Raw genomic sequence first — 16,584 nt, 5'->3', positions numbered from 1 at the left:
CTGTATTCAAATATGTATAGACAAATATAAAAATGCTCATTTAATTTTAATTAAAATTAAAAATGAAGAGTCTGGAACATTAAAGTTCCAGACCCTCATTACTCATTATATTTTATTGTTCTTCTTCTTTTTTACGACGACCAAATAAGAATAATGAGCCAAGTCCTGCGAATAAGCTTCCGAATAAAGTAGCATTTTCAGCAGGTGTTTCACCAGTGTCTGGTAATACATTTGCTTGAGTATTGTTTCCTTTATTCATCATGTTATCTTTAGAACTTTCTGTACCGCTAGTGTTTTGTTGTTGTTCAGTTTGTGCCATATGTCCAGCATGATGATCATCAGCTTTGCTATCCATACCATACATATTGTTAGAACCAGCATCTGTGCTATCAGAAGCTTTTTCAACTACTACACCAACAGTTACAGTTTGTTTAGAACCATCAGGGTAAGTAACAGTTACTGGGATATCAACTTGAGTACCAGGTGTTACATCCTTAGGTGGAATTACTTTGATGTCACCAGTATTAGGATCTACAGTTACAGTCCATCCACTTGGAACTTTGTCAGCTGGAACATCGAACTTCGTACCAGTTGGTAACTCTTTATCACCCGTTTGTGGGATATGAGTAGATGTACCAGGTTTAACTGAAGTTGGACCTTGATTCTTAGAACTATATCCAGGTGAATTGTCGTCAGCTTGAGTCTTACCAGCAGGTTTGTCAGCAGGTTTTTCAACAACAACTTTAGCTGAAGTAATTTCAGTAGAACCATCAGGGTAAGTAACAGTTACTGGAATATCAACCATAGTACCAAGTGTTACATCCTTCGGTGGAACAACAGTAATGTCACCAGTGTTAGGGTCTATATTTACAGTCCAACCACTTGGAACTTTGTCAGCTGGAACATCGAACTTCGTACCAGTTGGTAACTCTTTATCACCCGTTTGTGGGATATAAGTAGATGTACCAGGTTTAACTGAAGTTGGACCTTGATCTTTAGAACCATATCCAGGATCATTTGATGCAGCTTGACTAGGTGTAGTAATATCAGGTTTACCGTCACCGTCTTTATCTGTTGGTGTATTAGACTTAGGATCAGATTCATCCTTATTCGGAATACCGTCACTATCGTAATCTTCGTCACCATCATTTACCCCATTACCATCTGTATCTGGATTCGTTGGATCAGTACCAATTAATTCTTCATCTTTATTGCTTACACCATCACCATCGATGTCGTTGTCATCTTTATCTGGGATTCCATCTCCATCAGTATCTTTGTCTGAATCAGAATCAGAGCTAGAATTTGAAGTACTGTTAGAGTCGGAACTACTATCAGTGTTACCATCTGAAGTTGAGCTTGAGTTACTGTCACTATCAGAAGTACTGTTTGAATCAGAAACTGAATTAGAGTCTGAGTCAGATGTACTGTTGTCATCTGAAGTAGAGTTACTATCAGAACTGCTGTCAGTGTTAGAACCAGAATCGCTATTTGAATCAGAGTTCGAGTCTAAATCAGAATTACTGTCAGTATCAGAGTCAGAACCGCTGTTAGCATTTGAATCAGAATCTTTATCAGATTGACTATCAGAGCTGCTGTTTGAGTTAGAACCAGAATCGCTATTTGAGTCAGAGTTCGAATCAGAACCAGTATTAGAGTTAGCGCCTGAATCAGAATCTTTATCAGATTGGCTATCAGAGCTGCTGTCTGAGTTAGAACCAGAATCGCTATCTGAGTTTACATCAGAACCATTATCTGAGTTTGAATCCTTCGGAGTTGTAATATCTGGCTTACCGTCACCATCTTTATCCGTTGGTGTATTAGATTTAGGATCAGATTCATCTTTATTCGGAATACCATCACCATCAGTATCTTCGTCCCCATCGTTTACACCATCACCATTAGTATCAGGGTTCGTTGGATCAGTACCGATAAGTTTTTCATCTTCGTTACTTACGCCATCACCATCGATGTCGTTATCATCTTTATCAGGGATACCATCACCATCAGTGTCTTTAGGAGTCGTGATATCAGGTTTACCGTCACCATCTTTATCCGTTGGTGTATTAGATTTAGGATCAGATTCATCTTTATTCGGAATGCCATCTTTATCGTGATCCTCGTCCCCATCGTTTACACCATTACCGTCGGTATCAGGGTTAGTTGGATCAGTACCGATAAGTTTTTCATCTTCGTTACTTACGCCATCACCATCGATGTCGTTATCATCTTTATCAGGGATACCATCACCATCAGTGTCTTTAGGAGTCGTGATATCAGGTTTACCGTCACCATCTTTATCCGTTGGTGTATTAGATTTAGGATCAGATTCATCTTTATTCGGAATGCCATCTTTATCGTGATCCTCGTCCCCATCGTTTACACCATTACCGTCGGTATCAGGGTTAGTTGGATCAGTACCGATAAGTTTTTCATCTTCGTTACTTACGCCATCACCATCGATGTCGTTATCATCTTTATCAGGGATACCATCACCATCAGTGTCTTTAGGAGTCGTGATATCAGGTTTACCGTCACCATCTTTATCCGTTGGTGTATTAGATTTAGGATCAGATTCATCTTTATTCGGAATGCCATCTTTATCGTGATCCTCGTCCCCATCGTTTACACCATTACCGTCGGTATCAGGGTTAGTTGGATCAGTACCGATAAGTTTTTCATCTTCGTTACTTACGCCATCACCATCGATATCGTTATCTTGATTATCAGGGATGCCATCGCCATCCGTATCCTTCGGAGTTGTGATATCTGGCTTACCGTCGCCATCTTTATCCGTTACTTTATCAGAAGTAGGATCAGATTCAACTTTGTTTGGAATACCATCACCATCAGTATCTTCGTCACCATCGTTTACACCATTACCGTCGGTATCAGGGTTCGTTGGATCAGTACCGATAAGTTTTTCATCTTCGTTACTTACGCCATCACCATCGATGTCGTTATCATCTTTATCAGGAATTCCATCTCCATCAGTATCTTTGTCTGAATCAGAATCAGAACTAGAATTTGAAGCACTGTTAGAGTCAGAGCTGCTATCAGTGTTACTATCTGAAGGTGAGTTGTTGTCTGAATTAGAATCAGAATCGCTATTTGAGTCAGAGTTCGAATCAGAATCTTTATCAGATTGGCTATCAGAGCCACTGTCTGAGTTAGAACTAGAATCACTACTTGAATCAGAGTTCGAGTCTAAATCAGAAGTACTATTAGTACCAGAGTCAGAACCGCTGTTAGCGTTCGAATCAGAATCTTTATCAGACTGGCTATCAGAGCTGCTGTCAGAGTCAGAACCAGAATCGCTATTTGAATCAGAGTTCGAGTCTAAATCAGAAGTACTATCAGTATCAGAGTCAGAACCGCTGTTAGCGTTCGAATCAGAATCTTTATCAGATTGGCTATCTGAGCTGCTGTCTGAGTTAGAACCAGAATCGCTATCTGAGTTTACATCAGAACCATTATCTGAGTTTGAATCCTCCGGAGTTGTAATATCTGGCTTACCGTCACCATCTTTATCCGTTGGTGTATTAGATTTAGGATTAGATTCATCTTTATTCGGAATACCGTCACTATCGTAATCTTCGTCCCCATCGTTTACACCATTACCGTCGGTATCAGGGTTCGTTGGATCAGTACCGATAAGTTTTTCATCTTCGTTACTTACGCCATCACCATCGATATCATTATCTTGATTATCAGGGATGCCATCTCCATCTGTATCCTTCGGAGTAGAGATATCAGGTTTACCGTCGCCATCTTTATCCGTTACTTTATCAGAAGTAGGATCAGATTCAACTTTGTTTGGAATACCATCACCATCAGTATCTTCGTCCCCATCGTTTACACCATTACCGTCAGTATCAGGGTTAGTTGGATCAGTACCGTTAGCTTCTTCGTCTTTGTTATTAACGCCGTCGCCATCGATATCATTATCTTGATTATCAGGGATGCCATCTCCGTCTGTATCCTTCGGAGTAGAGATATCAGGTTTACCGTCGCCATCTTTATCCGTTACTTTATCAGAAGTAGGATCAGATTCAACTTTGTTTGGAATACCATCACCATCAGTATCTTCGTCCCCATCGTTTACACCATTACCGTTGGTATCAGCGTTTGTTGGATCAGTGCCGTTAGCTTCTTCGTCTTTATTATTAACGCCATCGCCATCGATATCATTATCTTGATTATCAGGGATGCCATCTCCGTCTGTATCCTTCGGAGTAGAGATATCTGGCTTACCGTCGCCATCTTTATCCGTTACTTTATCAGAAGTAGGATCAGATTCAACTTTGTTTGGAATACCATCACCATCAGTATCTTCGTCACCATCGTTTACACCATTACCGTCAGTATCAGGGTTAGTTGGATCAGTACCGTTAGCTTCTTCGTCTTTGTTATTAACGCCGTCGCCATCGATATCATTATCTTGATTATCAGGGATGCCATCTCCGTCTGTATCCTTCGGAGTTGTGATATCTGGCTTACCGTCGCCATCTTTATCCGTTACTTTATCAGAAGTAGGATCAGATTCAACTTTGTTTGGAATACCATCACCATCAGTATCTTCGTCCCCATCGTTTACACCATTACCGTTGGTATCAGCGTTTGTTGGATCAGTGCCGTTAGCTTCTTCGTCTTTATTATTAACGCCATCGCCATCGATATCATTATCTTGATTATCAGGGATGCCATCTCCGTCTGTATCCTTCGGAGTAGAGATATCTGGCTTACCGTCGCCATCTTTATCCGTTACTTTATCAGAAGTAGGATCAGATTCAACTTTGTTTGGAATACCATCACCATCAGTATCTTCGTCCCCATCGTTTACACCATTACCGTCAGTATCAGGGTTAGTTGGATCAGTACCGTTAGCTTCTTCGTCTTTGTTATTAACGCCGTCGCCATCGATATCATTATCTTGATTATCAGGGATGCCATCTCCGTCTGTATCCTTCGGAGTTGTGATATCTGGCTTACCGTCACCATCTTTATCCGTTACTTTATCAGAAGTAGGATCAGATTCATCTTTATTTGGAATACCATCACCATCAGTATCTTCGTCACCATCGTTTATACCATTACCGTCGGTATCAGGGTTCGTTGGATCAGTACCGATAAGTTTTTCATCTTCGTTACTTACGCCATCACCATCGATATCGTTATCGTCTTTGTCAGTGATGCCGTCTCCGTCCGTATCCTTCGGAGTAGAGATATCTGGCTTACCGTCGCCATCTTTGTCCGTTACTTTATCAGAAGTAGGATCAGATTCAACTTTGTTTGGAATACCATCACCATCAGTATCTTCGTCCCCATCGTTTACACCATTACCGTCAGTATCAGGGTTAGTTGGATCAGTACCGTTAGCTTCTTCGTCTTTATTATTAACGCCGTCGCCATCGATGTCGTTATCATCTTTATCAGGAATTCCATCTCCATCAGTATCTTTGTCTGAATCAGAATCAGAACTAGAATTTGAAGCACTGTTAGAGTCAGAGCTGCTATCAGTGTTACTATCTGAAGTTGAGTTGTTGTCTGAATTAGAATCAGAATCTTTATCAGATTGGCTATCAGAGCCACTGTCTGAGTTAGAACCAGAATCACTACTTGAATCAGAGTTCGAGTCTAAATCAGAAGTACTATCAGTACCAGAGTCAGAACCGCTGTTAGCGTCTGAATCAGAATCATTATCAGATTGGCTATCAGAGCTGCTGTCTGAGTTAGAACCAGAATCACTACTTGAATCAGAGTTCGAGTCTAAATCAGATGTACTGTCAGTATCAGAGTTAGAACCACTGTTAGTGTCTGAATCAGAATCTTTATCAGATTGACTATCAGAGCTACTGTCTGAGTTAGAGTTTGAAGTACTGTCAGTAGCAGAGTCAGAACCATTGTTAGTGTCTGAATCAGAATCTTTATCAGATTGGCTATCAGAGCTGCTGTCAGAGTTAGAACTAGAATCACTACTTGAATCAGAGTTCGAGTCTAAAGCAGAATTACTGTCAGTAGTAGATTCAGAGCCGCTGTCAGAGTTAGAACCAGAATCGCTATTTGAATCAGAGTTCGAATCTAAATCAGAATTACTGTCAGTAGTAGAGTCAGAACCGCTGTTAGTGTTCGAATCAGAACTACTATCAGATTGACTATCAGAACTGCTGTCTGAGTTAGAAGTTGAATTACTTTCACTCTCAGAAACTGAGTTAGAGTTTGAAGTACTGTCAGTAGCAGAGTCAGAACCATTGTTAGTGTCTGAATCAGAATCTTTATCAGATTGGCTATCAGAGCTGCTGTCAGAGTTAGAACTAGAATCACTACTTGAATCAGAGTTCGAGTCTAAATCAGAATTACTGTCAGTAGTAGAGTCAGAACCGCTGTTAGCGTTTGAATCGGAACCACTATCAGATTGGCTATCAGAGCTGCTGTTTGAGTCAGAACCAGAATCGCTATTTGAATCAGAGTTCGAGTCTAAATCAGAATTACTGTCAGTAGTAGAACCAGTATCAGAGTTCGAGTCAGATCCGCTATTAGAATCAGAACCGCTGTTAGAATCAGAACCTTGATCAGATTGACTACCAGAGCCAGTATCAGAGTTCGATTCAGAACCGCTGTTAGAATCAGAACCGCTGCTAGAATTTAAATCAGAATTACTGTCAGTAACAGAGTCAGAACCGCTGTTAGTGTCTGAATTAGAATCTTGATCAGATTGGCTATCAGAGCCACTGTCAGAGTTAGAACCAGAATCGCTATTTGAGTCAGAGTTTGAGTCAGAGTTTGAGTCTAAATCAGAATTACTGTCAGTACCAGAGTTAGAACCACTGTTAGAGTTCGAATCAGAATCTTGATCAGATTGGCTATCAGAACTGCTGTTTGAGTCAGAGTTCGAATCAGAACCAGTATTAGAGTTAGCGCCTGAATTAGAATTACTATCAGTTTGGCTATCAAAACTGCTGTCTGAGTTAGAACCAGAATCGCTATTTGACTCAGAGTTCGAATCTAAATCAGAAGAACTGTCAGTAGCAGAATCAGAACCACTGTTAGTGTCTGAATCAGAACCGTTGTTAGCGTCAGGATCAGAATCTTTATCAGATTGACTATCAGAGCTTCTGTCTGAGTTAGAACTAGAATCACTACTTGAATCAGAGTTTGAGTCTAAATCAGAAGTACTATCGGTACCAGAGTTAGAACCACTGTTAGTGTCTGAATCAGAATCATTATCAGATTGACTACCAGAGCTACTATCAGAGTTAGAACCACTGTTAGTGTCTGAATTAGAATCATTATCAGATTGGCTATCAGAGCCGCTGTCAGAGTTAGAACCAGAATCACTATTTGAATCAGGGTTTGAGTCTAAATCAGAAGTACTATCAGTATCAGAGTTAGAATCACTGTTAGTGTTCGAATCAGAAGTACTATCAGGTTGGCTATCAGAGCCGCTGTCAGAGTTCGAGTCTAAATTAGAATTACTGTCAGTAGTAGAACCAGTATCAGAGTTCGAATCAGAGCTGTTGTTAGCATCTGAACCGCTGCTAGAATTTAAACCAGAATTACTGTCAGTAACAGAGTCAGAACCGCTGTTAAAGTCAGAATCAGAAGTATCCTTTGGAAGAACTAAAGCTATAGCATATATTTCTTCAGAAGAACCATCTGGATATTTCACCGTTATAGGCATGTTAATTTCAGTACCAAATGTATCATCAGGCGGAGCTATAATTGTTACAGTACCGCTATTTGGGTCAACTACCACAGTAAATCCTTCTGGGGTCAAAACATTTTTAGTAATTTCAAATGTTGTACCATTAGGTAAATCTTTATCTCCTGTTTGAGGGATATCAATTTTTTGGCTAGGTTTCATATCATTTGATGTATTATCATAGTTTGGTGTATGTTCCATAGCTTGGGTTTGAATAACTCTTAAAGGAATAGATGTATCATCTACAGAACCATCCGGATAGTTAACTGTAACTGGAATTGAAACAGTTTTACCAGGTGTTTCTTTAACCGATGGAGTTACCGTAGCTTTACCAGTTTCATCAAAATTAACAGTCCAACCAGTTGGAAGTCCATTTTCTGGAATTTCAAATGTAGTACCATTAGGTAAGTCTTTATCTCCTGTTTGAGGGATTTTAATTTCTATACCAGGTTTCACATTAGTAGGTGTATCACCATAGCTTGGATTATGATCATCTGCGTCTGAAGTTGTTTTAGTACCTCGTTCTATTATTTTATTCTGAGCTGCTGTTTCAATTTCTTCAGTAGTATTTGCAATTCGAGTTTTCTCGCCTGAAATAGGATTTATTTCATAAATATTAACAATCGTTTTAGTACCATTACGTCCTTCTTCAATTACATTTTCAGTCCCAACTTTTAATTTAGGGTTGTCTCTATATTCTATTTCAAAAGGTATTGTTTCTTTAAGTACTTCTTTAGCGCCTACTTCTATAATTTTATTTGTTTTTTCAATTTCAGAAACTCTTTCAGTAGTAGGGTTTGATAATTCTCCAGTTTCAGTGTTTAATTCATACTTTGTTCTAGTTCTAGTAACACCGTTTACACCCTCTTGTACGGTTGTGGGTTCATCTGTGACTAATTTATTATTATTAGGACGATAAATTGTTTCAAATGGCGCTTCATTATTCTCTATTTGAACAGTATTCTTAGCGATTACTTTTTCAATCGGTTGATAGGTTTCAGATGCATATAATAGCTTTACGGAACCATCATTACGGTTTGTATATTTTGTGGCAATACCATCTTTACCTTCATTGATAACTGTTTCTTCACCAAGTGGCTTATTATCTTCCGTTCTTTCTGTATACCTAACTGGTCGTGGTATTACCGTATTTAATTCCACATCATGACCAATTAACACAAATCTTTGTAATTTACCTAGATTAAGGTCTTTAATATTTTTATTATTATTACTAAATGACATTGTCTTTAAATCATCATGTCTAACAGTATTAGCAACAGTTTCTCTATTTCGTATGATAGAGGTATAATCTGTTACATCTTGCCAAATATCAGAGACATTACTGTTAATATCAGAATCATATTGTCCATTTGCGCTGAATACTCGATCATTCCATGTCCTTACTTCATGACTACCAGACCATTTTAAAAAGTTATCTTTAGATGCATCACCATAAATTAGTGCATTGTTGCCTGTAGGATGACTTGATGTACCTGCAGCACCACTAGTAACTTGTTTAGTACGTTGTAAGTTGAAATATTTAACTGTCCCTTCGATAAATATACCACGATTGTTACCGCCAACATTTGCAAACCCGACTAATTCAGAATGATAATCAGGAATATCTGATTTAATATCAAAGGTTGAATTTTCTTTAAGAATTATTCTTGCTGTAGATGCATTATGTGCAACCATTGAAAGAACAGGGTTATTTCTATTGTAACCACCATTAGCATTTAATTGATGTTTTATTGCTTCAATTTTGAATACCGCGTTTTCAAAAACTGTTATAATAGAATTTGAATTCAAGCCAATAATGTTATTCTCTCTATTAGCACCATTTCGTTTTGATTCAGAAATCCCATTAAAAATACTGTCTCTATTTATGTTTAATCGAGAACCTCCATGCATATTAAGTATATTTCCATTACCTTTTTGGTGGATATTTACAACTGTTCTTTCTCCTGTATTTAACATGCCGTATTCGCCGTTACTTTGTAACCCTGTACCTTTGCCAAATTGAAAAATATTTTGACCAATTAAATTTATATTATTATCATCACCCAAACTGATAGTCACACCATTGCCGTTAGTTCTGAAAATTGTGTGTGTATTTTCTACATCCCATGGATTATCTGACAATGTATTTAATTTAATTGTTGAATGATTTCCAAAAGTCAAAGAACCATCTTGATATTGTCTCATTTTATTCTTGCTAGAATCTGCATAAATTTCGAAGATTCTACCTTTTGTTGTCATTGACATATCTATATTACTATTATCTGCAATTTTTATTACATTTGCACCAATTGTAACGTTATCTTTGAAACCTCTTGTACTATTATTATGACTAGTAAAGTTACCAGAAATATTAACAGTTAACTTGTCATCATTTGTTAAAGTACTACCAGTATGTTGAATATCTCTGAAGTTTAGTATTTGATCATGAGAACCACTACCATATTGAATGATACCTGCATTTTCTCTAGCTGGACCTGGGAAGTTATCTTTAGTTTGGATTTGTCCATTACTGAATGTGATATTCCATGCTGGTTTACTACCTGAATTTCCAGGTGTTTCAAAGTAGTTGTCTTGCATATTAAACAAGTGTCCATTTAAATTAATTTCCACTGCTCTAGCAGCATTACCCTCTAATGTTTGAGAGTCTTTCTTTATTCCAATTAAGCCTCTTTTAGCCGCATCCATTGTTATATCATTATCAAATATAATAGTTCCTACGGTCTTGTCGTTCAGAAAACCACGCAATTGAGCATAAGTTTTTACATGGCGTGTTGAGAGCTCTACTGCTCTAAATAAGCTACTATAACTTTTGCTTAATTTAGGTGCTTGTCTTGCTGGTTGTTCTAATGTTATTGCGTCTATTTTGTCTTTGTTTTGATTATTGACAATGTCTTCTAGTGATGTAGATGACACGCTGTTTGAATCTACGTCAGATACTATATTAGTAACAGTTGCTTCTACTGTTGGTGTATCTACTGTAGGTATAGTTTCTTCTACACTTGCTGGTTGTACTGCATCTACAGTATTAACTGCTGCTTCTGTAGTTTTTGTTGTTTCTATTGTGCTACTTGATTCTTCAGCTACTTCTGTTGCGTCTGCTTGTGGTTGTTGTGCTTTTTCAGCAGTTTCAACTTTAGCAGTTTCTGGTGCTACTGTATCAACTTGAGTTGCTTCTTCTGTTGATGCTTTTTCTGTAGATGATTTATCTTCTGTTGTTGATTCTTCGTTAGTTGTTGCATCTTGTGTTGTTTCATCAACTGTAGTTGCTTCGGTAGTTGCTTCTTCTTGTGGTTGTTCTGCTGTTGTTTCAGAAGTACCGATTACTTTAGTTTCTTCTACATTTGATGATGTTGTTTCATTTGCAGACGCTTCTTCAACTGGATCTGTTGATTTGCCTTCTGCTTTTTCTTCTTGTGTATGTTTTTGAATTACATTTTCAGATGCGAATGCATCATGCGTTGGTAAGCCTAAGAATATAAGCGTACCGATTAGTATCGAACACGTTCCTACTGTGTACTTACGGATACTAAACTTCTGTAATTTCCGTTGCTTATCCATTAGCAAGCCCCTTTACTATAAATTTCCTTAAAGGCAACTTTACTCATGGCTGAGTTCCCCGTTACTATTTTGTCTTTATCTCATTAGTAATGTGTTCAATATATATTCTTTAAATGAATCTCAGATATATGAGTGAAGTGCACACTATTAATATGTGAATGGTCGTGCGAAACTAACTCTCCTTCCGTTAAGATTATTCACACATAAGATATGAACAAAATTATATTTCGTTCTGAATTAGTATATCACTTTTAATGTCGATTTCAAATACTATTTATAAAGAACTCTATAAAATTAATATACAATTTTTACAATTTACAATATTTTGTACAAGTTTGATGAAGAATTATTAAGTCTGAATGAAAAGTATTATGACCATTTATTGAAGTCTGTTTATCGTTCGTGTAAATTAGATGAGTAGGTAAATAATTTGAAAGAGTTGATTGAAATGCCGCAAATTTATTTTGACGCCGCTTCTAAAGGCAATCCTGGAGAAAGTTGTTGTGCATGCGTCATTATTACGGATGATGCGAGACATCATTTCACGTCTTGCCTAGGTGAAATGGATAATCATCGTGCTGAATGGGAAGCGTTAATCTTCTCTATTCAACATGCGATTGAATTAGAAGTTGGTAATGCGTTGATTTATACAGATTCGAAATTAATTGCAGATAGTATTGATAAAGATTATGTAAAGAATGCAACGTTCAAACCATACTTCGAACTATTTAAAGAATTAGAACGTCAATTTGATTTAATATTTGTGAAGTGGATTCCACGATCTCAAAATAAAGAAGCCAATCAATTGGCACAAACTGCCTTAAGAAAACAATTAAAGCATAAATAAAAAGCATATCACGACGGCGCGTGATATGCTTTTTACGTTTATTTATAAGAAGTTCGTAGTTAAATATTTACTTGATACAAATAATTCATGTTCATTACAAATTTCGATAGATTGCTCGATTTCATGATGATATGTCATTTGATTAAGTAAATCTTCTGTTTCTAATGGCACATCTGTATGAATTTGCGCAAGTTGTTTCGACATTGCTAAGTCATCTCGATATGTGATGATTTTCTTTTGTTGACCTGCTGTTAATTCATTAATGTTCTCAAGTACGTTTTCAACAGATTGATATTGTTGAATCAGTTTAATCGCTGTTTTCTCACCGATACCTTTAACACCTGGATAACCATCAGCTGTGTCACCCATAAATGCTTTAACATCGACCAATTGATGTGGTTCTAAACCATACTCTTCTCTAAATTTATGAATATCATATTTATTGTAAATATTGAATCCTTTTTTCGTCAGCCATATATCAACATCTGTATTTATACATTGTAATAAGTCACGGTCACCACTCACGACATATGTTTCATGTCCTTTTTCTTGAGCACGTTTACTAATTGTTCCTATAACATCATCCGCTTCATAATTTGTTATACCTAAATTCAGCATACCTAATTTTTCAGCAATTTCTTTCGCACGGTCAAATTGTGGAATCATTTCTTCAGGTGGTGCGACTCTATTTGATTTATATGCTTCAAACATATCATTTCTGAAAGTCTTAGATCCCATATCCCAACAAACAGCAACATGTGTCGGTTTAATGTCATGGATTACTGTATATGAATGTCTAATAAATCCTTGTACAGCATTTGTAGGAATACCTTTAGAATCTCTCATAAATTGTTTATGGATGCTTGTTGCATAAAAATGTCTAAATAATAAAGCCATACCATCTATTAATAATATTTTGTTACTCATATTGTGCTCCTTTATATCTCTTTCAAGACGTTTTCGATTTTTTCTATTACATCGTTATCAATATTCACAGATAAGTAATCTTCAATAAGATGAATCGTCTCTTGATTATACTGTTCGATGTACGACTCACCTATTGTATCATAATGTTCCAAATTCTTAGTTAACGCTTCATTAAATGTCATAATTGGATGGTCAATAAGCTTCATTGTATCATTTAAAATCTCATTTTGTGTTTCTTTTACTTTAGATGTCTTAATTAAATCTTTCTTACTCACCGAATTGATCGTTTGTTTCGCAATATCTTGAACTTGAATGCTAATCGGTTCCGGATTGATTTCATTTTTAAAGTCATGCTTAAACTTAGAGATTAAAATAGAAGCATCATTTAATTCAACAATTGTTGGTGTTAATAAATCATCAAATGTTCTCGCATAAAAATTCTTTAATCTTTCTACGATAAGCGAGCTTTCTAAACTTAATTTCTGATTTAAATCATCTACATAATATTTCGTACTCATTTGCAGCGATTGTTTAAATTGATCCGTTACAGTTGATGTATTGAAATGTTTTTTGACAATATCATTTAATTGTATATTCAATCTGTCTTTCAAGTAATACAGTTGATCATGAATTTCTTTTTCAAGTTGATGATGTGATTTAATAACAATTTGGTTGGTAAAGTTCTGTTTATCTTTATAACTGAGTAAAGTTGATTTTCTCTTTTCAAGCTGTGCTTTATCTTGTCTATACGTATGCACCATTTGTTCTAATTCATTTGTCAGTTGTTTAATTCTAGACTCTACTTGTGACTTGAGCACTTGCTTACTTTCAACTTTAACAAAGTGATCTAACGCTTCCATAAGTCGTTTAAACTGATCATCATGTGATTTCAATGCTTGTTTACTTGAAACTGGATAACACTCAGGTTTAATGTTCAATGCATCTAATGATGATTCTACATAAGATATAACAGCTTGTTTATCTTGTTCAGATTCTGCTAAATCAATGGCGTTAATGACAAATTTCAAACCTTGTGATTGTTGTAAATTATTCATATCACGCATGTAAGTTAAGAACTCACCGTCTTTATCAGTAAAGGCGTGATTATAATAACTAACATAAATAATTAAGTCACTTGATGCAATAATTTGTTCAGTCTCTCTCGTATGTCTTTGGTTATTAGAATTCAGTCCCGGTGAATCGATAATAATCTTGTCTTTTAACCATGCTTCTTCAAGTCTTAAATTAATTTTGTGTACAAAGGCAGCATGCGTATCATCAGCTGTTAACTTCTCTAGTTCTTCTATATCGAATGTGACAGATTTGCCTTCTTTTAAGACATCTTTGTAATGGTTAAAGTTTGTCTCGATTGCTTCAAAGAATGCTAGATGATTACTCGATAATGAAGGATGTTGTTTAATCTCTTTATCTTCTATAAACGATTCAATTGTAGAGTACTGTTTATTGGCGAACTCTGTTATATGGTTAATCTCTTCTAATAATTGCTCATAAGTCTTAAATGACACTTCTTGTTCAGTACCGTAGCTAATTTCAGTAATACTTGCTGTAGTTGGATTTGGTGAACTTAACAGCACTGGCTTTTGTAAGATGGCATTAATTAAACTACTCTTACCTGCACTAAATGTTCCGAATACCGCAATCTTTGTGATATTATGCTCTATTCTTTCAACTTGGCTTTCGATATTATGAACTTCACCTTCAAATAACGGCAATTTCTTTAAATGATTGATTTGATCTTTAAGTTGATGAATATTATTGTCTTGTTGTTCCGTTTGAACTTCTTTGTATTGTTGTTTCGTTTCTTTCTTATCTTCTAGGTTAAGGTCATTTATATGAATAAAATGTCTATCAATTAACTTATCAATAGATTCATCAAGATGAATATAATAATGTTGATAATTATTCGTAATGAGTGATGTTTTTAAATTCTTAAATTCAACATATGTTTCATATTCATTTAATTGATTCGTTTCTTCATTCGATTCGTTATGCACTTCACTCGCATTAACGACTTCTTCGATTAATTGATTTGTTTCATTGCGTATTTTTCGATTAATCATTTCTGTAATGCCTTTAGAATAAATTAACACGTAATCATTTGTAATGGACGTTTGTTCTTGTACATGACCACTTAATTCTTCTTTACTAATCGTATATTGTTGGTTGATGATTTTCTCGAATAAGTCTGCATCTTGAATGTATTTGCTTAAGTTCTCTATTGATCTAATCCATACTTTCGTAATTTCATCGTGAATTTTGATGTCTAAAGCTTCTTTCACTTGTTCAAGCGTTTCTTCTTGAATCATCGCTTTCTTCTTATCTTTATTAAATAGCCCTTTAACTTTATAGTCTTTAGCAGTTGTTTCTAAATAATGACGAATTGTTTCTCGCATTTCGTACGGCATCAAATAAGCGTTATCTAAAATTTCTTTGCGCTTTTCTTTTAAATTTGAAGTGAACTGATCTTTATCTTGAATTAATGATTGTTCACTTTGGACGTTGAATTTCTCTTTGTATGCTTGATAATCGTCATCGAACGTTTCTTCAGTAGAATCAATATCAGAAAGAATCGTTTCCATATGTTGATTAATATATTTCAGTTGTTCTTGTTTAATGTAATTCGTCACACGGTCTATAAATACTTGGTGTTCCGTACGTTGTTGGTCAAGCTGATGGATATATTGATTGAATAACTGCTTCTCATTGTTAGGCGTATCATATTTAGAAACATAAAATATCTTCTCTAAATTCAGTTTCCAATCTGTAACGGCTTTGTTGACACGATTTTTATAAGTATCAAACGAGATTTCATCTTCATCATGTTTATCGACTTGGTTCACAACTAATATTACCGGAATATCCAATTTATTTAATGATTTAATAAAATTAAAATTCATATCCGACTGCACATGGTTATAGTCGACTGTATAAAATACATAATTAGATGTCAGCAAATATTGAAAAGCACTTTCTCTATGGTTATCACTCATAGAATCGACACCAGGTGTATCTTGGAAAGTAAATCCTTTATTAAATTTATCTGATGTAAATTCAATTTCAATAGATTCCACTTCTCTATCTTCTGTATTAAGCCTTTTAACATCTTCTTGATTATCTACAACTGTATATTGATTGTTGTTTAAATTAACGGAAATGCTGTTTTTGTCTGAAGAAATCAGTTGAGCTGTGTTACTAGTTGTCGGGACAGGAGAACTTGGTAATATATTTTGTCCGATAACATTGTTAATTAATGTAGATTTCCCTGCTGAAAAATGTCCGACAAAACTCACTGTATATTGTTCGTTATATATTTTTTTAATCATTTCATTGATTTGTTTAATTAATTGTTGGTTAGATGACTTTTCAATTTCTTTTTTTAATTTGTAAAGTAAATCTAATGATGCTTGATTACGATCCATTTTAATTCCCCTTTATTTTTACACAAATAATTTAAATAGTGTGATTTACATCACATTAATTTTTTTATCTCTATTCTATTATAAATAAT

At 35.6% G+C, this 16,584-nt stretch carries 3 protein-coding genes and 3 pseudogenes; 1 reads left to right on the top strand and 5 read right to left on the bottom strand.

Annotation, left to right across the window (positions count from 1 at the left end):
- Positions 1 to 112 precede the first annotated feature (112 nt).
- From MHH94_RS14360 to MHH94_RS14350, 3 pseudogenes are all read right to left on the bottom strand, one after another.
- A pseudogene (locus MHH94_RS14360) lies at positions 113 to 5,413 on the bottom strand (Rib/alpha-like domain-containing protein); the annotation flags it as partial.
- A gap of 546 nt (positions 5,414 to 5,959) precedes the next feature.
- Positions 5,960 to 7,228: pseudogene (locus tag MHH94_RS14355) on the bottom strand (MSCRAMM family adhesin clumping factor ClfA); the annotation flags it as partial.
- A 414-nt stretch (positions 7,229 to 7,642) separates the two neighbouring features.
- A pseudogene (locus MHH94_RS14350) lies at positions 7,643 to 11,281 on the bottom strand (YPDG domain-containing protein); the annotation flags it as partial.
- Between the two features lie 448 nt (positions 11,282 to 11,729).
- Between MHH94_RS14350 and MHH94_RS07360 the strand changes: the two are divergent.
- Positions 11,730 to 12,128 carry a ribonuclease HI family protein gene (locus tag MHH94_RS07360; RefSeq protein ID WP_058592363.1) on the top strand — a complete coding sequence of 133 codons (399 nt, stop codon included), beginning with the start codon at positions 11,730 to 11,732 and terminating at the stop codon, positions 12,126 to 12,128.
- Between the two features lie 42 nt (positions 12,129 to 12,170).
- Here the strand turns inward: MHH94_RS07360 and MHH94_RS07355 are convergent, their stop codons facing one another.
- Both MHH94_RS07355 and MHH94_RS07350 read right to left on the bottom strand, forming a co-directional pair.
- Positions 12,171 to 13,055, bottom strand: coding sequence for a 5'-3' exonuclease (locus tag MHH94_RS07355; RefSeq protein ID WP_078355798.1), 885 nt, complete (start codon positions 13,053 to 13,055; stop codon positions 12,171 to 12,173).
- An 11-nt stretch (positions 13,056 to 13,066) separates the two neighbouring features.
- On the bottom strand, positions 13,067 to 16,495 hold the full coding sequence (locus MHH94_RS07350; RefSeq protein ID WP_107609122.1) for a dynamin family protein: 3,429 nt from the start codon (positions 16,493 to 16,495) through the stop codon (positions 13,067 to 13,069).
- Positions 16,496 to 16,584 lie beyond the last annotated feature (89 nt).

Source organism: Mammaliicoccus sp. FSL K6-3158, assembly GCF_038005105.1.
In the GTDB taxonomy this organism is placed as follows: Bacteria; Bacillota; Bacilli; order Staphylococcales; family Staphylococcaceae; genus Mammaliicoccus; species Mammaliicoccus sciuri.
The sequence above is the reverse complement of the archived record's forward strand: the minus strand, read 5'-3'. Positions and strand labels throughout refer to the sequence as shown.